Raw genomic sequence first — 22,273 nt, 5'->3', positions numbered from 1 at the left:
GTTTTGAAAGAAGGTAAGAACCGTAGTTCGACCTTTTGAAATCTTAAAGTTTTTGGTTGTAGTATTCAACGACAAGTGCTTCGTCGATTTCTGGGTAAAGTTCATCACGTTCTGGTAAACGAGTGAAGCTACCTTCTAATTTTTCAGTGTCAAAGCTTACGAATGCTGGACGTCCAACAGTTGCTTCAACCGCTTCTTTAATTGTTGAGATGTTTTGAGATTTTTCACGAACACCGATCACTTGACCAACTTCAACGTGGTATGATGGAATATCAACACGTTTGCCGTCTACAGTGATGTGGCCATGGTTAACTAATTGACGTGCTTGACGACGAGTAGTTGCAAGACCTAAACGGTAAACAACGTTATCTAAGCGTTGTTCTAGTAAAACCATGAAGTTAACACCGTGTTTACCTTCTTTGATTTTGCTTGCTTTAATGAACAACGTACGGAATTGACGTTCGTTCATGCCATACATATGACGTAATTTTTGTTTTTCAGTTAATTGCATTCCGTATTCAGAAACTTTACCACGGCTGTTAGGTCCGTGTTGTCCTGGTTTGTAAGGGCGACGAGCTAGTTCTTTACCAGTACCTGATAAAGAGATACCTAGACGACGAGATACTTTCCATGATGGTCCAGTATAACGAGACATTAAAAATTCCTCCAATAAATAAATGTTTTTTTGGAGTAAAATAATTAGATGAAAAATTCATATTCGTTCAGTTCATTCTTCAACCTTCGCCTTTGCAGCCGCGGTTACGCAGTTGAACCAAGTTTGGCAATGAACTGTTGACGAGTTATTATTCTTCTGCTGCAATTATTTTACACAAAATCTAGTATACTTAATAGGATAGGAAACGTCAAGGTTTTAAAGTGAAATATGAAAAAAAGGTAGACAAAAACACTTTTCCTCATTAGAATAAGGGGAGATGTTTTGAAAATATAAGTTGAAAACGGAATGAAAGGGAGTTTACAATGAAGTCTGGTTCACCATTGTTTGAACAAATTGATAAATCCATCGACAAGAAAGTGAATTTATTCTCAAACAGCTTTTCCCGCTACGCTGTTCGTGCAATGCTTGCTTGTCTATTTTTAACGTTGGGAACAGCCGTTGCTTTTGCAATCGCAATTAAAGGAGAAGGAATTTCTCATGGTTTAGGGAAAATGCTTTACGCCTTCATGTTCAGTTGGTCACTTGTGATGATTTTATATATGAATGCCGAACTTGGTACCTCGAATATGTTGTACATGACTGTTGGGGTCTATCGTAAAAAAGTCAACTTTTCCTTAGCAGCAAAAATTTTATTTACCTGTATCTTATTCAATTTAATTGGTGGCGTCTTGTTTGGTTTCTTGGTATCACTTACGGTGCCGTTCCAAGGTTTGCCAAAAGATAGTTTCTTCTTTACATCGATTGCTGGAAAATTAGAAAAAACCACCCTACAGATTTTAGTTGAAGCTATGTTCGCCAATATTGTAGTTAATACAGCCGTATTAGTGAGTATGCGAATGAAAGATGACGCCGGCAAAGTCGCGGCCATTATTTTCATTATCTTTATCTTTGCGTTCCTTGGTTTTGAACACGTGATTGCCAACTTCCCAGCCTTCAGTTTAGCTTACTTTGCTTCGAACGGCGCAATTGAAGCTTTCACAGCTGGTAATGTTGTTCATAATCTGTTCTGGGCCTTTATCGGTAACTTTATCGGTGGTGGCTTAATTATGGGTCTCGGCTATGCCTGGTTAGATAAAGACAACAAAAACTTAACGTATTTTGATTAATTGACCAACCAACTATACTAAAACATGGTACACTGTTTTAGTATAGTTTTTTTATTATAAGGAGCGAAGGAATGGACACACTTCAATTTCAGAAGAACCCAGAAACAGCAGCAAAAATGTCTGCTTATATGAAACACCAGTTTGTTTTTGCAGGCATCCCCGCCCCAGAACGTCAAGCGTTAAGTAAACAACTTTTAAAAGAAAGTCATACGTGGCCAAAGGAAAAATTATGCCAAGAGATTGAGGCTTACTATCAAAAAACAGAACGAGAATATCAGTATGTCGCTATTGATTTAGCCCTTCAAAATGTTCGGAGATTTTCATTAGAAGAGGTCGTAGCGTTTAAAGCCTATGTTCCACAAAAAGCGTGGTGGGATAGTGTGGATGCTTGGCGAAAATTTTTTGGGTCGTGGGTGGCGTTGCATCTGACTGAATTGCCAACGATTTTTGCCCTTTTTTATGGCGCTGAAAATTTCTGGAATCGGCGTGTTGCGCTGAATTTACAGTTGATGTTGAAAGAAAAGACCAATCAGGACCTGTTGAAAAAGGCGATTATTTATGATAGAACTACAGAGGAGTTCTTCATTCAAAAAGCGATTGGCTGGTCATTACGCCAATATAGTAAAACGAATCCGCAATGGGTCGAGGAATTGATGAAAGAATTAGTGTTGAGTCCTTTAGCACAACGAGAAGGCAGTAAATATTTAGCGAAAGCGAGCGAATAAGGAGAAATGATGGAAAGAAAACTTTTTGCATTTGATATTGATGGGACGTTGTTAAATTCGGAGAAGAAAGCATTGGATAGCACGAGAGAAGCGCTAGCACAATTGCGGGAGCAAGGACACTTAGTTACGCTGGCAACTGGCAGAAGTCGTTATATGGCGCAAGAGGTGATTTGGGATTTAGATTTTACCAATTACGTATTATGTAATGGCGCCGCGGCTTTTGTGGATCATGAGCAATATTATCAAAATTTATTGCACGCTGAAGCGTTGGAACGTTTGGCACAAGACAGTGATCAACGCGGCTTAGGATTTGCTTGTGTGGGCTTAGATGATATTAAGAAGAGCAACCAGCACCGTGCTGAAAAAATGGAAATTGCGATGAACTCTTTTCATTTTCATTCACCTGCTTATGATGAACACTTTTATCGTCAAAATGATATTTACCAAGCGCTAGCTTTTTATGACGCAGAAGATCAGTGTACGTTTGAAGAAGAATACCCAGAATTTCGCTTTATTCGCTGGCATCAACATAGCGTAGATGTTGTGCCTAAAGATGGCTCAAAATCAGCTACGTTAACGTATTTAGCTAAACGTGTGGGCATTGATGCAAAAAATATCATTGCCTTTGGGGACGGCGAAAATGACCGAGAAATGTTAAGCCATGCAGGGATTGGCGTCGCAATGGGCAACGCGAGTCCTTCCATTCAAAAAGTGGCCACGATGGTCACAGATACAAATGATAATGATGGGATTTGGAAAGCCTTAAAAGAAATGAAGGCCATTTAAAAAAACTGGGCCGTTTGTCTGAAAACAAACGGCCCAGTTTTTTTCTTTATTCGATGACTAAAACGCCCTCTTTTAAAGCAAATGGATTTTCTTTGTTAATATGATCGTAGAACATGATGCCATTAATATGATCAATTTCATGTTGAACCACAATCGCTTCGTAGTTTTTTAAACGAACTTTGTGTTTTTCGCCAGCCATGTCAAAATAACTGACGGTAATTTTGTTATGGCGAACGACATACCCAGGCACATCCCGATCGACAGATAAACAGCCTTCCCCTTCACCTAAACATACATCTTGCACAGAATGGCTCAAAATTTTAGGGTTGTACATCACCGTACTTAATGAAGGCGTTTCGTTTTCTGGGTCGTTACTAGGAACATGGACAGCAATAATTCGTTTAGAAATATCTAATTGTGGTGCAGCTAAACCAACGCCACCACGTAATTGTAATTCTTCGGCTTTGACTGGATCTTGACTATTTTTTAAGAAAGTCAACATGTCTTCGCCTAATTGTCGGTCTTCCTCAGTGATAGGGACAGGCACTTCTTCTGCCACAGCACGAAGTGTGGGATTCCCTTCACGAATAATATCTTTCATTGTAATCATTCAATGGTTCCTCCTTTGAAACATAAAAAAATTCTTCTTTTATTTATTCATGCGCTGAAATAATCAGTTGTTTACCACCATTTAGTGTATCACAAAATCACCAAAAAAGGGGCTAGATTGTTTAAAAAAACTATCGAATAATAGAGATTAAGCTTGCATTTTAGCGGTGTTTCCTGTAAAGTAAGCTTGTGTGGAAACACACCATCTATCACTTGGTTTAGCGAATCACCAACGCTTCACTCAGTGATCAGACGAATAATAGAGAAAGAGGTGGAACAAATGGCAATTTCACAAGAAAGAAAAAACGAAATCATTAAAGAATACGCACGTCATGAAGGAGATACTGGTTCTCCAGAAGTACAAATTGCTGTCTTAACTGAAGACATTAACCAATTGAACGAACATGCGCGTACACACAAAAAAGATCACCATTCTTACCGTGGTTTAATGAAAAAAATCGGTCACCGTCGTAACTTGTTAGCTTACTTACGTAAAACTGACATCCAACGTTACCGCGAATTGATCCAACGTTTAGGATTACGTCGTTAATCATTACGTATAAAGCGAGGTTCAATCAGAATCTCGCTTTTTATCTTATTGTCACTATTGAAGGTCCTCTTTGGAAAGTTTTTAGGAACTACTAACCAAATGAAAGAGCAGCAACGACTTGTTACTTTTTCATTTGTTTAGTAGCCGTCTGACTTTTCCAAAGAGCAAGAGTAAAGGAGAAGAATTATGACAGAAAAACAAGTCTTTAAAACAACTTGGGGCGGCCGCCCACTAGAAGTAGAAATCGGCCAATTAGCCAAACAAGCCAATGGAGCTGTCTTAGTACGTTACGGCGATACGGTCGTTTTAAGTGCTGCTGTTGCCTCTAAAGAAGCAAAAGATGTAGACTTTTTCCCATTAACTGTAAACTATGAAGAAAAAATGTATGCGGTAGGAAAAATTCCTGGCGGCTTCATTAAACGTGAAGGTCGTCCAAGTGAACGTGCGACATTAACCGCTCGTTTAATCGACCGTCCTATTCGTCCAATGTTCTCAGAAGGCTTCCGTAACGAAGTTCAAATTACGAACATCGTTATGAGTGTGGAGCAAGACTGTACACCAGAAATGGCTGCAATGTTTGGGTCTTCCTTAGCGTTAGCAATTTCAGATATTCCGTTTGATGGACCAATTGCTGGTGTTGACGTTGGCCGTATTAATGGCGAATATGTTTTAAATCCAACGGTAGAACAAGCGGAACAAACAGATATTGAATTAACTGTTGCTGGAACAAAAGAAGCCATCAATATGGTTGAAAGTGGTGCCAAAGAAGTATCAGAAGAAGATATGTTAGGTGCCTTACTTTTCGGTTTTGATGCCATTAAAGAACTAGTGGCGTTCCAAGAAGAAATCGTTGCCGCTGTAGGTAAACCAAAGATGGACGTGGACTTATTACAAGTGGACGCTGATCTTAAAAAAGAAATTTTTGATGCGTACTACAATACAATGAAAACAGCCGTAATGACGGAAGAAAAATTAGCACGTGAAGTTGAAATTGACAAAGTAAAAGATACAGTCAAAGAAGTTTACGCTGAAAAATTTGCGGAACACGAAGAAGAAGCACAATTACTAAAAGAAGTGAAACAAATTGCGGAAGATCTTGAAAAAGATGTTGTACGTGAGTTAATCACGATCGATAAGATTCGCCCGGATGGCCGTAAATTAGACGAAATTCGTCATTTATCATCAGAAGTAAGTATTTTACCACGTGTGCATGGTTCTGGCTTATTTACTCGGGGTCAAACACAAGCTTTGTCCGTTTGTACATTAGCGCCTTTAGGGGAACATCAAATTATCGATGGGTTGGGTGTCCAAGATAGCAAACGTTTCATCCATCATTATAACTTCCCACAATTCTCTGTTGGTTCAACAGGACGCGCGGGCTCACCAGGTCGTCGTGAAATCGGTCACGGTGCGTTAGGTGAACGTGCCTTAGCACAAATTATTCCATCAGAAGAAGACTTCCCTTACACAATCCGCTTAGTAGCAGAAGTGTTAGAATCAAATGGTTCTTCTTCACAAGCAAGTATTTGCGCGGGAACATTAGCATTAATGGATGCGGGTGTGCCAATTAAAGCGCCAGTTGCAGGTATTGCAATGGGTCTTGTTAGTGATGGCGAAAACTATACAATCTTAACAGATATTCAAGGTTTAGAAGACCACCTTGGCGATATGGACTTTAAAGTAGCGGGAACGAAAGACGGAATCACTGCTTTACAAATGGACATCAAAATCCAAGGAATTACAGAACAAATTTTAACGGAAGCATTAGACCAAGCGAAGAAAGCACGGATGGAAATTCTAGAAGAATTAACAACAACGATTGCTGCTCCTCGTGAAGAATTAAGTCAATATGCACCGAAAATTGAAATGATTCAAATTAAACCAGCGAAAATTAAAGATGTCATTGGTAAAGGTGGCGAAACAATCAACAGCATTATTGATGAAACCGGCGTTAAGATTGATATCGATCAAGACGGTAACGTAAGTATTGCTTCATCAGATGCTGAAATGATTAAAAAAGCCATCAAGATTATTGAAGAATTAACCAAAGAAGTCGAAGTCGGCCAAGTTTACTTAGCAAAAGTTGTCCGCATTGAAAAATTTGGTGCGTTTGTTAACCTAATTAAAGGCAAAGATGGCTTGATCCATATTTCTCAATTAGCAAACGAACGTGTGAACAACGTTGAAGATGTCGTGAAATTAGGCGACGAAGTCCTTGTCAAAGTAACTGAAATTGACAAACAAGGCCGTGTCAACGTGTCAAGAAAAGCATTATTAAACGAAGAAAACAAAGAAAAATAATTTCTTTTTAAACCAACGAAAACCAAGGAAGCTTCCTTTCTTTTCGTTGGTTTTTTCGTTGAAAACAAGCCCTAAAAAAGAAATGATAAAAAAAGCTAAAGACGATCGCCAACTCTTTTGTTTATAGTCAATTAGTGGTAAAATTAATACTATCAGTCTGAAGAATATCTGGGGTGTCTTTGTGAAAAAATTTAATCCAAATAAAAATATAATCATTACCTTAATTTTAGTCATTATTTTAGTAACCATTATTAGTTTAACTGCTGCGCAACGTTCTGAAAAAGGCAAAACCAATGTCGTTCAAGGTGGCGTCAATAATAGCGTTAGTATGGTGGACCGTGTGATTTCTTTTCCAGCTCGTGTGGTGGAAAATGGCTTGTCTTCAATGGGCAATTTAATTAACACGTTTAAAGAAAACGAACGTCTAAAAGAAAAAATTGATAGCTATAATGAATTAGCTGTCCAAAACAATAACTATAAACGCGAAATTGATAGTTTAAAACAAGAATTGAATCTGAACGAAACGTTGGCCAACTATGAAAAAGTAACTGCGAATGTCATTACGCGTTCGCCTGATACTTGGCAAGACTTATTAATTATCGATAAAGGAACCAATGACGGCATTGAAGCGGGCATGGCGGTCATGGCGCAAAAAGGGTTAGTGGGGCGTGTTATTGAAGTCAATGCAACGACTGCAAAAGTGGAACTACTAACGTCTAAAAATGTTAACTCGAACCATTTCCCTGTGCGAGTAACTTCCGCAAATGGCGAATCGTTTGGTTTACTTAAAAATTACGACAATAAGACAAATGCATTAATTGTGTCACAATTAACTGGCGATGCTACTCTGAAAGAAGGCGATGTCGTTCAGACTTCTGGCTTAGGTGGTAATTCCCCAGCCGATTTAGCGGTAGGGACAGTTATTAAAGTGAAACCAGATAGTTTTGGTTTAGATCGTGAAGTGTATGTGAAACCTTATGCGGATGTCTATGGTATCTCTGTTGTGACGGTCGTGAAAAGATCGGCAGGGGAAAGCGAATGATTCGGAAAGAGTATTTAAAATACGTCACACCTATTCTCTTGTTTTTCTTAATGTTAATTGATGCTCATTTAACAAAGTCTTTTGAAACGTGGACAAGTAATGTTTACTTTGCCAGTTCTCATCTGTTATTACTTGCGTTTATGTTTGCCGTTCCTAATTTTTCTAAACGTTATTTATTAATTACTTCGTTAATTTTAGGCTTCATTTGCGATAGCTACTACATTGGCATTATCGGGATTTATACAGTCGCACTGACGCTTTCGGTTATGTTGATGTATACATTTAAAGAAGTAATTCAAACAAATTTACTAACTGGTTTTTTTGGGATCGTTATTTTTACCACGTTGTATGAACTGATTGCGGTACTGATTCAAGTGGCCTTTCATTTAGCGGATGTCAGCCCGATTTTATTTATTACTCGTGTGTTGGGCCCTACATTGCTATTGAACATGGTGTGGTATGTTATTTTATCTTATCCGCTGAAAAAACTGTTTTCCGTAAAATAAAAATTGAAAATTTTGTTCGTTTGCGAAAAATGCTCATTTGTTAGCATTTTTCGCTTTTTTTATTTTCTTTAAATAACAAAACAATGAGAAGCTAACCCTGGATCCTTGAAGAAAGTTGTGAAAAAAGTGAAGCTTTTTTTTGTCATTTACAAGAAGAAAATTGAAATATTACTGTAACATCCATATTATCTCAGTGACATACAGCTATGCTACAATTGCTCTATCGTTGAAAAAGAGAAATTTATTCAAATTTTAATAAATAATAAAAAAGCTTAACAAAAAAGGATTTTCGGAGGACAACAGATTGAAGAAAAGTGTATTATCGGCTCTAATGGTATGTTCCATTACATTAACAAGCGTAGCGTTGCCATCCGCAGCATTTGCAGATGAATACGATACAAAGATTCAACAACAAGATCAAAAAATTAATGCGTTAACTAGCCAAATGTCAGATGCAGAAGCAAAAGTTGCCGCGATTGAAAATGATATGGTTGAAACGGCCAAACAAATCGATACATTAACAGCTAAAAAGAACAAGCTATCATCAGAAGTATCTAAATTATATAGTGAAATTTCTGATTTGAATGTCCGTATTCAAAAACGTGAAGTACAAATGACAAAACAAGCACGCGATGTCCAAGTGAATGGTCAAAGTGATTCAATTATTGATGCTGTCTTAGATGCAGATTCAGTAGCAGATGCAATTGGTCGCGTTCAAGCGGTCTCAACAATGATGAGCGCCAACAATGAATTACTAGAACAACAAAAAGAAGACAAAGCGACTGTTGAAAAGAAAACAAAGAATGTTGAAAAACAAATTGCTGAATTAGAAGCAGCAACAAAAGAATTAAATGACAAAACAGAATCATTAAAAACATTGAAGATTCAACAAGAAGTGGCTAAAAATGATTTAGAAGCGCAACGTTCTGAAGAACAAGGGAAAAAAGACGGCTTCATTAAACAGAAAAAAGAAGCGGAAAAACGTTTAGCAGAAGAACAAGCACGCCAACGTGCAGCTGCTAAAAAAGCAGAAGAACAAGCGGCAGCGCAAGCACAAGCCGCAGCACAAAAAGCGGCAGCAGAGCAAGCGCAAGCAACAAAAGCAGCCAATGAGGCAGCAGCATCTGCTGCTGAAGAAAAAGCCGCAACACCAGTAGTAGAATCATCAACAACTACTGAAAGTACCACAACGCAAGAAACAACAACTTCAAGTACTGAAACAGAAAGTGTTGTAACAACACCTGTGGCAGCAGCACCTGAAAAAGAAAAGGAAGTTCCTGTAACTAACCCAACGACTCCTGAAAAAGGTAATGAAGCAAAACCAGGGAATGGTGGCGTGACTTCAGGAAAACAAGCCGCAATTAATGCAGCTTTAGCAGATGTTGGTAATTCTTATGCAACAGGTTGGAATCAACCAGGTGAATGTTTAGTATCTGTTCGTCGCTGGCTAGCGGCAGGCGGTATTAACTTCGGTTATGGTGGTCCAAACAGTGGCTATGTTGCTTCTGGCGCAACACAAGTTAGCTGGAGTAACGTGCAACCAGGCGATGTTGTTCAATATGAAAGTGCCTATAGTCCAGATAGCTGGATTGGTGGCGTGCATACTGTCTTAGTTACAGGTGTAAGTGGTGGAAGTGTTCAAATCGTTGAAGCAAACAACCCAGGAGGTTCTGGTTATGTTTCTTCTAACTCTAACTGGTCACCAGCACCACCAGCAGGATTCCGCGCTGTTGTATGGCGTTTTCCAGGCTAAATAGTCATCTATTAATAATTGATAACAAGGAGTGGTAACTAACAAAAATCGTTAGTTGCCGCTTTTTTTATTCATTTAATTTTAAATATATGCATAAAATGTATCTGAAAATATTGTAATCTGGCCGTTTTTTTGCAATTATAGAGGTATATACATATTAGGAGCGGAGGAATCAGCATGAGCGGAACGCACGATACAAAACAAGCAATCGCTTCAGCTTTAATAGAATTATGTGAACAAAAGGATTTTCGTAAAATAAGTGTCCAAGATATTACCAAAAAAGTGGGCTTGAATCGCCAAACATTTTATTATCACTTTACAGATAAGTATGATTTATTACGTTGGATTTATCGTCACGATGCATTGATTTACTTAGAAACAGATATTTGTTTGGAAAACTGGGAGGAACAAGCCCTGAAGTTATTAAAAGCGATTAAAGAGAAGAGCCATTTCTACTATACAACGGTGACCTCAGATTCAGAAGTTCTTCTTAATGTTTTTTCCGCTTCGACCAATCGCTTATTTATTTCATTATTTGAACAAGTCGATGTTGAGAACCATTTAACAGATAAAGACAAACAATTTTATGCGAATTTCTTTTCCTATGGATGTAGCGGCGTCTTAACGAAATGGATTCTTGAGGAATATCCTCAGACTCCTTTGGAAATGGCGACGCAATTATTCCGTTTAGCGAAAGATACAGAATTTATGGCTTATCATTTGTATGAACAAGAAGCCAATGAGTAATGTGTGAAGGATAAAAAGTCTTATGAAGGAGTGAAACGTTGTGGTAACTGTGTTATTTGTTTGTTTAGGCAATATTTGTCGCTCGCCAATGGCAGAAGCGATTTTTCGTCAGAAAGTCCAACAAGCCGGTTTAGAATCGACTATTCAAGTGTTTTCAGCAGCTACTAGCCACTGGGAAGTTGGCAGTCAGCCACATAAGGGAACCAGAAAAATTTTGGAGCAACAAGGAATTTCCTATCAAGGAATGCGGGCGACACAAATCCAGCCAAGTGATTTTAAAAAATATGATTATATCATTGGGATGGATGCGAATAATGTGGCAGATTTAAAAGCATTAGCTCCTCAAGAAGAGCAACGGCGGATTCATTTATTTATGGAAGTTGTGGCTGGTAAAGAAACCATGGACGTACCTGATCCTTATTATACTGGTGATTTTGAGGAAACTTACCGCTTAGTGGAAGCAGGTACCTCAGAATGGTTGAAAAAAATAAAAGCACAGCTGAAAGATTAGGACTATAGTCCGATAGTACTTTCTGTTTCCCCTTGGTACAATAGTGTTAACAAATTATTCAGGGAAAAAGAGACAGGAGGGAAGTAAGATGAACAGTAGTTATTTATCCTATGTTTTTGAATTGAGTTTGTATTATTTATTGTTGATAATGAGTCTGCCGCTAGTGTATGCTGTCACGTATCATTTATCTTTTAGTAGTATGTATACAAGTGAATGGTTAATGATCTCTGTTTTCTTATCTCCGTTAGTTTTATTATTTGCAGGTATTCGTTATGGTTTTGCTCGTTTGAAACAGCAAGAACGTCAAGTGACGAAATAAAGCAAAAAACCCTTGAAAAGTGTCAAAACTTTTCAAGGATTTTTTTATTAAGCCACCCAATCGGCTAAGGTTTTTTGCTCCAATTGGAAAGCCTTCAACATATCGTCGTTGGCGTCTTTAATAGGCGTCGTTGCTGCCAATGTTCCTTGAACAGCAATTCGCGTCGTTGCTTGTAAATCGCCACAGGTAATTAAGGTAATCATATTTTGACCAGGAACGTCATCAATTAACTCAACACGAGTTGGTTCGATTTTTTCTACAGAAGTTATTTTGTATGTATAAACAGTAGATAAATCAGTGATATAAATGAGTTCGTCTTTTTTGGTTCTTTCTAAAGGTGAAAATAAGGAAACGCCATCTTCCGTTCGATGACTAGCCAAGGCATAATTGTTTTTCCCCATGACTTGATCTTCTTTCATGGTCCCGGCACCAGTTAATAAAGCGACATTTGACAATCCTTTAAAAATGGGCAAATTAATTTCGACACTTGGTATCGCAATGGCACCAATCACAGGTAAGTTTTTGTTTTCAAATTGGGCTTTCATCACCGCTTCTGTGCTCAAGGACTCAACTGAATCAAAGTCAAACGTTGTTTCACGAGCCATATTTTTCTTCACATCGGCTGGTTTCAACTTGCTAACGGCGTACGAGCGGCTATTTTGTTGAACCACCCAACTGCGTATCTGATTGTTAAAAATTAAGGCCAAGCCAATGATAAATAGTAAAACTAATAAACTGTTGATTAACCAATTTTTTCCTCTTTTTTTCTCTTTTGGGCGCATATTCTCCCTCCTTTTAATGTATCAAGTTTACCACAATTTATTTGAAAAACCTATTTATTTTCTTTGGGGAATAGGTAAGCTGGCCGGACCTTAATTTAATAAAAAACAACTGAGCCGATTGATTTTTCAAAAAAATCCTCATTTTGTAATGGAATTTTAAAGTAAAAGAAACAAGCTTTTCTTTTGAAAATATTGTAAAATGGTAAGGAGGCTAGTAGAGGGGAGATGGGAATTTGCTTGATTTAATTTATGTACATATAGATGTAACCAGCAACGCGGTTTTATCTAAAGGAATTACCCATTCCGATTTTGTTCGTTCAATTGTGCATCATCCACAGAACTTACTATTATTAGATCCTTCTGCCGAAGCTGGCGAATACGATATGCATTCAGGCTTGAAAATTATTCGCGGAGAAGAAAGCGTCAATCGCTATTTTCAATCGCTACAACGTCGTTGGATGACTGAAGAGATTAAATGGATTGACTTTTCCGATGTGACGATGCTAAAAGAGCTAACGCCATTAGAAATTTCGGAACTTCTTTATTTTGGACACATGAAGAATAGTTTGCATTCGCCTTTCTTTTATAAGCTACAAAATGATTTTGTCTTTTTTGAATTTGCAGATCAGATGACGCGTGTCTATTATCGTTATATTGATGAATTTTATCGAATCTTTGCTGATAAAATTACACGTGTTGTTTTAGAGAAAGTCAACCAGAAAAAGGCCTTCTTTAAACGAAATACGCCTGTCGAAAAATTAAGTCCTGAATTACTTAAAAATATGAAAGGTATCTTGCAAGAAGGTGTTATTTTTTGCTTCCAACAAACGGAAGTGGATAAAGAAGAATATCGGATTCCTATTTACTTGGTGGAAGATTCACTTAGCAAGATGAAAAATACCTCTTACCAAAAAGAAGAAATTTTGGCAACGCTTGTCTATAATAGTGAAAAACGCATTTGGCACATTGAACAAGAGAATGATTTCGGTGAAATTTTTATGTTGGCCCATGAAGGCTGAGAGAGCTCTAACTTTATCAACTAAAGTAGGGCTTTTTTTTGTAGCTATGATTTGGATGAGAAATCAAGTATAATAAAATGATAAAAAGGAAAGAAGGTTGTTTAATGAAAAAAATACTCTATGGCTCTATGACTGGCTTGGCACTCTTTTTGGTAGCTGGCTGTACACCCAAAACGCCTACTGCTGTTTCATCAACAAATGAACAAAAAGAAACAGCAATATCAACTAGTGAAACAAGTTCATCCGTACAACAAGAAGCAACGACGACATCAGAGAAGACAAGTGCGGTGGCTGTCTCTTTAGAAAAAGTAACGACAGCATTTGAGAAAAAATATCCAGAAGCTAAAATAACAAGTCTGCAGTTAGATACAGATTTTGGACGTTATTTTTATGAAATAGAAGGCGTGGATCAGCAAAAAGAATATCAAGTTGAAGTGAACGCAGAAACAGGCGAATTCACAAAAGAAAAAGTCGAAACCTTGGATGCCGATGAACAAAATGGCGTTAAAATGCAAGAAGAGGCACTTGATTTAACAAATATCATTTCCAGAGAACAAGCCACAACCTTGGCTGAAAAAGAAGCGAAAGTCGGCCAGGCAACAGATTGGAAGTTAGAGAAAGAATTAGGAATCACCTATTGGGAAGTGAAAGTGAAAGAGGGCCAACAAAAAATAGAGGTAAAAATCGATGCTCATTCTGGTAAAATTTTGACAACTGAGCGGGACGATTAATGGATAAAAAGTAGCTGGCATGCGTTTGAGTAGGAGTTGATTCCCTTAAATGCTGATCAGCTATTTTTTTGCTTGTTCGACAAACGTGTTTTTCTAAAGTCCCTATGGTAAAATAACGATGTATTAGTGGTTGAGAGCGTCAGAACATAGGAGGAAATTTGTTTGGCTAGAAAAATGGATTTACGTATTTGGGTAGAAGGAACAGTCGTCGCAGCAATGGCAATGGCCCTCTCTTTTTTACCGATTGAATTTGCCAATAGTGGCTTGGACCTATCGTTGGGAATGGTCCCATTAGTTCTTTATTCGTTTCGTCGTGGGTTGCTTCCTGGAGTTGCAGCAGGCTTTGTTTGGGGCATGTTAAATATTATTCTCGGTACAGCCATGAAAAATTTCTTGTCCGTTCCGCAGATTATTTTTGAATATCCCTTTGCTTTTGCGTTTGGAGGAATGGGTGGCGTATTCGCTAGAAAAATTCAACTGTATTTTCAAGCGAATCGTTTAAAATCAGCCATTCGTACGATTATTTTAGGAAGTGTTGTCGCAGTCTTCGCCCGCTGGTTTTGGCATTTTTGGGCGGGTGTATTGGTTTGGGGCATGTATGCACCAGAAGGAATGAGCCCATATCTCTATTCCTTTGTTCTAAACGGTACAAGTACCGTCGTCAATTGTTTATATGTAAGTCTAGTTCTAGGCTTATTGGCAAAAGTAGCACCGCAATTATTTGTTCCTAAGAAATAAGTTGAGTCCTAAGTCAGAAGTTTCATGGGATTTTGACTAAAGTCATAAATAAAAGAAACCACCAACCTGCAATCGCCAGGGTTGGTGGTTTCCATTTATTTTATAAAGACTTCAATATTCTAGTGAATTTGACGTTGGTGACGATTGGCTAACGTGCTGACTTTCATGACAGAAGCAACAGGAATCATGCGCAACTGTTGTTCATCCGTTTGTAAACGAACAACGATATTGTCCGAAATATTTTTTGAGACAATCCAGCCGATCACCGTTTCGAATTTATGCGCTGTAGGGACTTCTTTCAATTGTAAGACCACTAAGGATTTTTGGGCGGCAGCAACTTGGAGCTCTTGTAAAAGCGCACTGCGTTCCTTTTCTTTATTCTTTTGATCTTGAGAATCTTCTAAAAATGCCGAAAAGAAATGTTGGGAAGAGAGCGTAATCAGTTTAGAAATGCTCTTGATGGTAGCTTTATGTTGATCCATTCTTCTGCCTCCTTTACGAATAAAATAGAATAAAACTCAAATGACTAATTACCTGTATTTTACCTAATTTTGTGATAAAATTCAAGAAAATATGTTCGCCTTCAATAATTATGAGAATTTACCAACGTTTCTGTTTTTCGAAAAAGAAAGTAGTATAATGTGTGAGCATATAAGAAATACATAAGATTATCGGATGTAGTCAATAGATAGAAAAGGATGAATAGTATGTCAAAAAAACCATCAGGTTACCAAAAAAAAGTTCTCACGGTGTTGTTGGTATCGTTTGGCTTTGGCGGGTTGTTAGCGCAGTTTTCGCCGATGAAATCAGGTGGGTTTTCAAGTTGGTTTGATGATTCATATGTTAAAGCTAGTGCTGAATCAAGTAAAACAAAAGAACCAGCACCAGTTAAAATTGAGAAAAAAGTCAAACCTTTAAGCTATGGACAACAGGTCAATCAAGAAATTGAAAAGAAGCAATATGATGGACATCTGGATTTGCCGTTAGAATTGCAGACAGATGCTAAATGGAAAGACACCGCGTACGGATTTGGCAATGTAGATAAGCCGAATACAATCGAAATTAATGGCTGTGCGATTGTGTCGCTTGCAATGGTTGGTTCATACATGGATCACCAAGAAGTTACCCCTCTGGATGTGTTAGCTTGGGCAAAAAATGACTTCTTTATGGAAGGGCAAGGAACGGCGTGGTCTATTTTTAGTGCATATGCTGAAATGAAAGGCTATAACTGTCAAGAAATTGGGGATATTGAAACAGTGGCAGCTTTCTTGAAGGAAGGTCATCCAGTCATTATTTCTGTAAAACCGGGCTATTTCACTACAACTGGTCACATTATGGTGATGAGTGGTGTGGATGAAAAAGGCGATTTCTGGATTAATGATCCAAACGATTCAGAAGAAAAGGGCCATTCAAAACGGACATTTACAGCCGAAGAAGTGATGAATGAAGCGTTAAACTTCTGGGCATTTTATTAGGAATAAGAAAAGGTGTGGAACAACAGGCAGTACCCTTTGTTCGCATCTTTTTTAGCAAATAAAAGGAGGCAGGACAATGGAGCGATGTACTTGGGCAACGGATACAACTGAAGAGATGCAAGCCTATCATGATGATGAATGGGGACGTCCAGTTCATGAAGAGCAACAGTTATTTGAGTTATTGACCTTGGAAAGTATGCAAGCCGGCTTAAGTTGGGCGATTATTTTGAATAAACGAGAAACGCTCAGAACAGCTTATGATGCGTTTGATTATCGGAAAATTGCGCGATATGATGAGAAAAAAATTTTAGCTTTACTAGCAAATCCTGGTGTGATTCGTCATCGTTTAAAAATTCAAGCGACCATTACGAATGCGCAAGTTTTTCAAGAAGTTCAGGCAGAATTTGGGTCCTTTGATCGCTACCTCTGGAACTTTGTCGATCAGCAACCAATCGTTAATCACTGGCAGCACCCAGAAGAGGTTCCAGCCTCCACGGAATTATCGCAACAGATTAGTCGAGCGTTAAAAAAACGAGGATTTAAATTTTTAGGTGCCACGACAGTCTATTCCTTTTTACAGGCGGCGGGATTGGTGAATGATCATTTAGAAACGTGTCAGTATAAATAAGTATAGAAGAATTAAAAAGGAAGGAACTAGCAAAACGAATGGCTAGGTCCTTCCTTTTTTTGCAGTGATTATGGACACTCATTTAACATCGTTGAAACAGTTTTCGCCAACTTTTCTATTAAGAATAGTGCAGGTAGTTGGGACGTTACGTCTGCAATGGAACTTTTCTCGGTTGTTATATAGTAGGGGATTGTGACTGTTGAAAGTTGAGCAATCGTGCTTTTTTCACTATTTGTAATGGCAATTACATCAATCCCCATTTCGATAAAATAATCAATATTTTGCCGAACTTTTTGTGTTTCACCCGAAACTGATAAGGCGATAACGCCCACTTTTTTAGCCGTTTCTTCGGATAATTTGCTAACGGGATGGGAAAAAAGGTGGGATACAGAAGCAGATAAATTATAGATACTGGAAAAATAAATTTCACCAAATTCAGCTAGGACTTTGGACGTTCCTTCGCCAATAAAAAGAACAAATTCTTTTTTTGCCAGCAATTCCGCAGCTTGAACAATCCGTCCTTCTAATAATTCTTCTGATGAGCGTTGTAAAAAATGAATCAGCATTGTTTCATCTAAAGATTTTGGTTGGGCTGTTTTTTTTCGTTCGCTTAGATAATTCTTCAATTTAAATTTAAAATCTGTATAGCCTTCACACTCGAATTTTTGACAAAAACGCCAGATTGCCGTTTTACTGAAATGAATTTCATCTGCTAATTCTCGAATTGTCATATAAGGAACTTTTTCAATATTGTGGCTAATATACTTGTAAATCTCTAATTCTGTTGGATTTAATTGTGGATCGTAGGTTAAAAACAGCATGCTGATCCCTCCTGTCGTTTGTGAACGTAATGTCCTTTTTTAGGGACATGGTCTTATTTGTAGATTATAGCACTCAATCAGAAAACTAGCTATAAAAAAAGGCATCACTTAGCTACAATCAATAGAGAAACAACTAAAAATTCATGAAACAGAAGAGAGAGTGGGGAAAAATGAGCAATAAAAAATTAATTATCAACGCTGATGATTTTGGTTACACGCCAGCGGTAACGCAAGGAATCATTGAAGCACACAAACGTGGTGTGGTTACTTCAACAACCGCATTACCAACTTCTCCTTATTTTTTAGAGGCCATGGAGAGTGCTCGAATCAGTGCACCGACTTTAGCTATCGGTGTCCATTTAACATTGACATTGAACCAAGCAAAACCTATTTTACCTCGAGAAATGGTTCCTTCCTTAGTAGATGAAGCTGGTTATTTTTGGCATCAATCGATTTTTGAAGAAAAAGTCAATTTAGAAGAGGTTTATAACGAATGGGATGCTCAAATTATTTCATTTATGAAAAGTGGTAGACGCCCTGATCATATTGATTCTCATCATAACGTTCATGGAAAAAATGAAAAGTTATTAGGTGTGGCTTTGGCACTTGCTCGCAAATATCAATTACCTTTACGTAACGCTTCAAGAAGTATTGAAACAAAAGACTATTTAGAGTTATATCAGGATGTTCGCACGCCAGATGAAATGTTGTACCAATTTTATGACAAGGCGATTTCAACTGAAACCATCTTGCAATTGCTTGATATGGTTGTTTGTAGTGAAGGAGAGGTCTTTGAAATCAATTGTCATCCTGCGTTTATCGATACTATTTTACAAAATCAATCAGGGTATTGTATGCCTCGCATTCGTGAAGTGGAAATATTAACGTCCCAAGAAGTCAAAGAAGCGATTGAAGAACGCGGCATCTTGTTAGCCAATTATGAATCGCTAGCAATGTAAATCAAAGAAGCGTGAATAGCGTGTGAGTAAGTTCTTAATCCGAGCGCTTACTTACACGCTAAATTATTGAAAGAAAGAGGACGTACATGAGTAAAGAACAACCAATAAATCTGAATATCAGCGATTTTTTAAAAGTTTTCGCTGTAGCATCAGTTATTTTACAAACGGTTTTATCATATGTGTTGACACATTCTCCGCAAACGGAAGCAATGAATTCAATCGGTAGTTTTTACCGAATGTCTAAATATTCGGCACCCATGTTTATTTTTGCAATTATTTACAACATGGTGTTAAAGAGTCAAGCTGAATCGTATCTTGAATTTTTAAAGGAAAAATTTTATGAATTGGTGCTTCCTTATGTGGTCTGGTCCAGTCTCTATCTATATGCTTTTCCTAGTTTACAACAACGAATGCCCTATGAAACGCCCCTAGGATTTCTAGGAAAAGTTCTCAGTGGTGATGGCGCGGCACATCTATGGTATGCCGTAATGATGTTGCAATTCCAATTATTTATGCCGTATTTTATTTGGTTGGCAACAAGAATTACAAAAAACAAAAAAGTGATTTTACCAATTGTCTTTTTTACAATCGGTGCGCATATCCTTTGGTGCTTCTGGTACCAGAAAATGATTTTTCCATATGCAGAAACTTCTCTTTGGTACTTAATAGATCGTTCAGGGCTTAGTTATCTCATTTATGGTATTTTCGGGGTCATCGCAGCGAAGTATCAGGGGGCAATTTTTACTTTCTTAAAAAAGACGAGGGTGGCGCTATTTTTGTTATTTCTTTTTATTTTTTGGCAGGCAGTCCAAGGGAATTTATTTGATGGAACACAGATGACACCGAACGATCTACCTTATTTGGATCTTCTTCAAAGTGCCTATAGTTTACTGATTATCGGGTTGGTTTTTTATTTGGGAACACAAGGAATAGCCAAAAAGATTCGTCTTTTACCAATGGTTAAATGGATAGCCACTTATGCGTATCGTAGTTATTTAGCGAATGTTTTTGTTTTTCAATTGGTCTTGAAACTGGTCCATCCGTTTTTAACCAATCAACCAGTCAGCTTGGTTATTCTTGTGTTGTATATGGGTACATTTGTTGGCTCGTTTGGGTTAACGGTTGTAATCGAGCATTTTTTCAAAAGCATATTTAAGTTGGGACGCCTTGTATCTGTATAGGGACATGTTCTTAAATAGAAATCATCGTCCAAAATCATGGGAAAGCATACTCAATTGTTACAAGAATTGTTACACTCTTTGAGGAATAAGTTCTGCTTATCCAATTAAATAGTAAGCTCAGTAAATAGTTAGGGGAGAAAGAATAAATGATAGGTCTTATTTTAACGGGACATGGGGTATTTTCAACTGGAATGCATCAATCAGTTAGTATGATTGCAGGAGAGCAAGCAAATGTTCAGGCGGTCCCTTTTTTCAATGATACAGGGCTTGATGTATTAGAGTCAAACATTCGTAAAGCCGTTGACTCTATGCTGGAGACGTGTCCAGCAGTGGTCATTTTAACTGATCTTTTAGGGGGTACACCGTTTAGAATTTCAATGACTGTCGCAAGTAATTATCAAAATGTTGAAGTGTTAGCAGGAACAAATTTACCGATGGTTCTTGAAGGGCTTGCATTACGCACAATCAGCACGAACGTAGAAGATTTTGTTTCAATGGTCACAGATTCAGCCAGAGACGGGATTGTTCATAAAAAACTAGAACAACCACAAGCAAATACTCAAGAAGAAGCAGACGGAATTTAACCAATTAGAAAAGAGGAGGAAGCACTATGCCGAATATTTTATTAACAAGAATTGATAATCGCTTGATTCATGGTCAAGTCGCAACACAATGGAACGGTTCTTTAGGCGCCAACTTAATTTTAGTCGCAAATGATGCAATTTCTGAGGATACAATGCGCCAACAATTGTTAAACATGGCGGCCCCTGCAGAAGTACAAACCCGCTTTTTCTCCATTAAGAAAACGATTGAGGTCATTCATAAAGCCTCAGAAAGACAAAAGATTTTTCTGTTAGTTGATAATCCTGTTGATGCATTGCGCTTGGTAGAAGGTGGTGTGCCAATTGAAAAATTAAACATTGGTAATATGCATATGGAAGAAGGCAAAAAACAAGTAGCTACCGCTGTTGCCGTTAATAAAACAGATGTAGACGCCTTTAAAAAGCTACAAGAATTAGGTGTTAAACTTTCGATTCAACGTGTACCGTCAACGCCAGAAGAAAGTTTAGATGCATTATTTTCATAAAAAAGTAATGTTGGACAATAATTTTGAAGAGAAGAAGTGGGAAGAATGATTATTCAAAGTAAAAACGTATGGATTAACGAACAATTTCAACCAGCTCAAGTTGAAGTGTCAGAACAACGAATTGTTGCAATTCTACCGTACAATGAAAAAGCTGTCGACAAAGAATACGGAGAAAAGCGCATTCTTCCAGGATTTATTGATATTCATGATCATGGTTGGCATGGTGGGGATGCCAATCATGCCAATCATGAATTTATCAAAGAGTGGCAAGCTTACCTTCCAGAAGAGGGGATTACAGCTTTTTTACCAACAACGTCAACAACATTTCCAAAAGACTTGGAACATTCATTTGAAGTGATTGGTTCATTTATTGAGGAAGACCAAGGAACCAACGGAGCACAAATCTTAGGGATTCATGCGGAAGGACCAATGATTTCTGAAGAATTTCGTGGCTCTCATAATCCAGAGTTATTAGTAAAACCATCCGTTGAGACATTTAAAAAATGGCAAGAGTTAGCAAAAGGGCACATAAAATTAATGACGTTGGCACCAGAAAATGATGTAGAGAATGACTTGACTACATATTGTCATGAACATGATGTAGTCATTTCAATTGGCCATACGGCTGCAACCTATGAACAAGCAATGGCAGCTGTCGAAGCAGGTGCAAAAAGTTTTACCCATACGTTTAATGGAATGGAAGATATCAGTCACCGGAAACCAACCGCAGTAGTTGCTGCTTTGGATAGTGAGGAAACGTTTGCTGAAATTATTGCTGATGGGGTACATGTTGATTATTCATTAGTACGTGTGTTAGCCAAACTAAAAGGCAAGGACTATTTAATTGCTGTGACAGATTCTATCTGGGCCAAAGGGTGTCAACCAGGCGTTTATCCAAAACCAGAAAAAGGGATTGAAATGGTTATTGATGAACAAAATGTGGTCCGTTTAGCGAATGGCAAGTTAGCTGGAAGTACGAACCATTTAAATAATATGGTTCGCAACCTTGTTGAAAAAGCATTACTTCCAGAAGTGATTGCTATTAATTCAGTCACGAAAAATCCAGCTCGTTTGTTGAATGTGAACGAATCTATGGGAGAAATCAAACTAGGGCTTTTAGGTAATTTTACAATTATTGATGAGAAATACGAAGTACTAGAAACCTTAGTAAATGGTGAAACAGTTTATAAAAAGTAGACGAAGTCTAATAGGAGGAAAAAA

The 22,273-nt window shown here is 37.8% G+C and carries 26 protein-coding genes; 21 read left to right on the top strand and 5 right to left on the bottom strand.

Features of this window, described 5'->3' with window-relative positions; genetic code table 11:
• Positions 1 to 43: 43 nt before the first annotated feature.
• On the bottom strand, positions 44 to 655 hold the full coding sequence (rpsD, locus tag IGL37_RS12105; protein ID WP_002365342.1) for a 30S ribosomal protein S4: 612 nt from the start codon (positions 653 to 655) through the stop codon (positions 44 to 46).
• A 323-nt stretch (positions 656 to 978) separates the two neighbouring features.
• On the opposite strand from rpsD, the gene IGL37_RS12100 reads away from it, so the two are divergent.
• The 3 genes from IGL37_RS12100 to IGL37_RS12090 all read left to right on the top strand — a co-directional run bounded on the left by IGL37_RS12100 (position 979) and on the right by IGL37_RS12090 (position 3,293).
• Positions 979 to 1,782, top strand: a complete 804-nt coding sequence (locus IGL37_RS12100; protein ID WP_033918097.1) for a formate/nitrite transporter family protein — start codon at positions 979 to 981, stop codon at positions 1,780 to 1,782.
• A gap of 71 nt (positions 1,783 to 1,853) precedes the next feature.
• Positions 1,854 to 2,507, top strand: coding sequence for a DNA alkylation repair protein (locus tag IGL37_RS12095; protein ID WP_002354978.1), 654 nt, complete (start codon positions 1,854 to 1,856; stop codon positions 2,505 to 2,507).
• A 9-nt stretch (positions 2,508 to 2,516) separates the two neighbouring features.
• Positions 2,517 to 3,293 (top strand): Cof-type HAD-IIB family hydrolase, encoded by a 777-nt coding sequence (locus IGL37_RS12090; protein ID WP_025188337.1) that lies wholly within the window; start codon positions 2,517 to 2,519, stop codon positions 3,291 to 3,293.
• Positions 3,294 to 3,339: 46 nt separating this feature from the next.
• On the opposite strand, the gene def is transcribed toward IGL37_RS12090, so the two are convergent.
• A complete protein-coding gene (def, locus tag IGL37_RS12085) occupies positions 3,340 to 3,903 on the bottom strand; it encodes a peptide deformylase (protein WP_002354981.1) in 564 nt (187 codons plus the stop codon).
• A gap of 279 nt (positions 3,904 to 4,182) precedes the next feature.
• On the opposite strand from def, the gene rpsO reads away from it, so the two are divergent.
• The 8 genes from rpsO (at position 4,183) to IGL37_RS12045 (ending at position 11,631) form a co-directional block, all read left to right on the top strand.
• Entirely contained in the window at positions 4,183 to 4,452 is a 270-nt protein-coding gene (rpsO, locus tag IGL37_RS12080; RefSeq protein ID WP_002354983.1) for a 30S ribosomal protein S15, read from the top strand.
• 186 nt (positions 4,453 to 4,638) lie between these two features.
• Complete coding sequence (gene pnp, locus IGL37_RS12075; protein ID WP_002354984.1) at positions 4,639 to 6,753, top strand: polyribonucleotide nucleotidyltransferase; 2,115 nt, start codon at positions 4,639 to 4,641, stop codon at positions 6,751 to 6,753.
• A 181-nt stretch (positions 6,754 to 6,934) separates the two neighbouring features.
• The gene (mreC, locus tag IGL37_RS12070) at positions 6,935 to 7,795 is read left to right on the top strand and encodes a rod shape-determining protein MreC (protein WP_002383273.1); all 861 of its coding nucleotides are present in this window, start codon (positions 6,935 to 6,937) and stop codon (positions 7,793 to 7,795) included.
• Entirely contained in the window at positions 7,792 to 8,301 is a 510-nt protein-coding gene (gene mreD, locus IGL37_RS12065; protein WP_002354987.1) for a rod shape-determining protein MreD, read from the top strand. Before mreC ends, mreD begins: the two co-directional genes overlap by 4 nt.
• A gap of 331 nt (positions 8,302 to 8,632) precedes the next feature.
• Complete coding sequence (locus IGL37_RS12060; protein WP_002409172.1) at positions 8,633 to 10,054, top strand: CHAP domain-containing protein; 1,422 nt, start codon at positions 8,633 to 8,635, stop codon at positions 10,052 to 10,054.
• Between the two features lie 177 nt (positions 10,055 to 10,231).
• A complete protein-coding gene (locus IGL37_RS12055; protein ID WP_002354991.1) occupies positions 10,232 to 10,801 on the top strand; it encodes a TetR/AcrR family transcriptional regulator in 570 nt (189 codons plus the stop codon).
• A 40-nt stretch (positions 10,802 to 10,841) separates the two neighbouring features.
• Positions 10,842 to 11,312, top strand: coding sequence for a low molecular weight protein-tyrosine-phosphatase (locus tag IGL37_RS12050; RefSeq protein WP_002378799.1), 471 nt, complete (start codon positions 10,842 to 10,844; stop codon positions 11,310 to 11,312).
• 88 nt (positions 11,313 to 11,400) lie between these two features.
• Complete coding sequence (locus tag IGL37_RS12045; protein WP_010717733.1) at positions 11,401 to 11,631, top strand: hypothetical protein; 231 nt, start codon at positions 11,401 to 11,403, stop codon at positions 11,629 to 11,631.
• Positions 11,632 to 11,678: 47 nt separating this feature from the next.
• Here the strand turns inward: IGL37_RS12045 and IGL37_RS12040 are convergent, their stop codons facing one another.
• Positions 11,679 to 12,413, bottom strand: a complete 735-nt coding sequence (locus tag IGL37_RS12040) for a class A sortase (RefSeq protein WP_002354994.1) — start codon at positions 12,411 to 12,413, stop codon at positions 11,679 to 11,681.
• 233 nt (positions 12,414 to 12,646) lie between these two features.
• Between IGL37_RS12040 and IGL37_RS12035 the strand changes: the two genes are divergently transcribed.
• From IGL37_RS12035 to thiT, 3 genes are all read left to right on the top strand, one after another.
• Positions 12,647 to 13,432, top strand: coding sequence for a hypothetical protein (locus tag IGL37_RS12035; RefSeq protein ID WP_002354996.1), 786 nt, complete (start codon positions 12,647 to 12,649; stop codon positions 13,430 to 13,432).
• A gap of 77 nt (positions 13,433 to 13,509) precedes the next feature.
• Positions 13,510 to 14,163: a PepSY domain-containing protein gene (locus IGL37_RS12030; RefSeq protein WP_002411424.1), complete on the top strand. Its 654-nt coding sequence runs from the start codon at positions 13,510 to 13,512 to the stop codon at positions 14,161 to 14,163.
• A gap of 162 nt (positions 14,164 to 14,325) precedes the next feature.
• Positions 14,326 to 14,901: an energy-coupled thiamine transporter ThiT gene (gene thiT, locus IGL37_RS12025; RefSeq protein WP_002354998.1), complete on the top strand. Its 576-nt coding sequence runs from the start codon at positions 14,326 to 14,328 to the stop codon at positions 14,899 to 14,901.
• A 119-nt stretch (positions 14,902 to 15,020) separates the two neighbouring features.
• On the opposite strand, the gene IGL37_RS12020 is transcribed toward thiT, so the two are convergent.
• Entirely contained in the window at positions 15,021 to 15,383 is a 363-nt protein-coding gene (locus tag IGL37_RS12020) for a hypothetical protein (protein WP_002354999.1), read from the bottom strand.
• 216 nt (positions 15,384 to 15,599) lie between these two features.
• On the opposite strand from IGL37_RS12020, the gene IGL37_RS12015 reads away from it, so the two are divergent.
• Positions 15,600 to 16,376 (top strand): peptidase C39 family protein, encoded by a 777-nt coding sequence (locus IGL37_RS12015; protein ID WP_002372856.1) that lies wholly within the window; start codon positions 15,600 to 15,602, stop codon positions 16,374 to 16,376.
• A gap of 76 nt (positions 16,377 to 16,452) precedes the next feature.
• Positions 16,453 to 17,004 carry a DNA-3-methyladenine glycosylase I gene (locus IGL37_RS12010; RefSeq protein ID WP_033918096.1) on the top strand — a complete coding sequence of 184 codons (552 nt, stop codon included), beginning with the start codon at positions 16,453 to 16,455 and terminating at the stop codon, positions 17,002 to 17,004.
• Positions 17,005 to 17,072: 68 nt separating this feature from the next.
• On the opposite strand, the gene IGL37_RS12005 is transcribed toward IGL37_RS12010, so the two are convergent.
• Positions 17,073 to 17,825, bottom strand: coding sequence for a MurR/RpiR family transcriptional regulator (locus IGL37_RS12005; protein ID WP_002365331.1), 753 nt, complete (start codon positions 17,823 to 17,825; stop codon positions 17,073 to 17,075).
• 143 nt (positions 17,826 to 17,968) lie between these two features.
• Here IGL37_RS12005 and IGL37_RS12000 point away from each other — a divergent pair, with 143 nt between their 5' ends.
• From IGL37_RS12000 to nagA, 5 genes are all read left to right on the top strand, one after another.
• Positions 17,969 to 18,784: a carbohydrate deacetylase gene (locus IGL37_RS12000; protein WP_002385244.1), complete on the top strand. Its 816-nt coding sequence runs from the start codon at positions 17,969 to 17,971 to the stop codon at positions 18,782 to 18,784.
• Between the two features lie 86 nt (positions 18,785 to 18,870).
• Entirely contained in the window at positions 18,871 to 19,965 is a 1,095-nt protein-coding gene (locus IGL37_RS11995) for an acyltransferase family protein (RefSeq protein ID WP_002385245.1), read from the top strand.
• A gap of 146 nt (positions 19,966 to 20,111) precedes the next feature.
• The gene (locus IGL37_RS11990; protein WP_002365328.1) at positions 20,112 to 20,549 is read left to right on the top strand and encodes a PTS sugar transporter subunit IIA; all 438 of its coding nucleotides are present in this window, start codon (positions 20,112 to 20,114) and stop codon (positions 20,547 to 20,549) included.
• 26 nt (positions 20,550 to 20,575) lie between these two features.
• A complete protein-coding gene (gene agaV, locus IGL37_RS11985; protein ID WP_002355007.1) occupies positions 20,576 to 21,052 on the top strand; it encodes a PTS N-acetylgalactosamine transporter subunit IIB in 477 nt (158 codons plus the stop codon).
• A gap of 45 nt (positions 21,053 to 21,097) precedes the next feature.
• Positions 21,098 to 22,249, top strand: a complete 1,152-nt coding sequence (gene nagA, locus IGL37_RS11980; protein ID WP_016633827.1) for an N-acetylglucosamine-6-phosphate deacetylase — start codon at positions 21,098 to 21,100, stop codon at positions 22,247 to 22,249.
• Positions 22,250 to 22,273: the final 24 nt, after the last annotated feature.

Origin of the sequence: Enterococcus sp. AZ119 (assembly GCF_050546175.1) — a bacterium.
Classification (GTDB): domain Bacteria; phylum Bacillota; class Bacilli; order Lactobacillales; family Enterococcaceae; genus Enterococcus; species Enterococcus faecalis.
The sequence above is the reverse complement of the archived record's forward strand: the minus strand, read 5'-3'. Positions and strand labels throughout refer to the sequence as shown.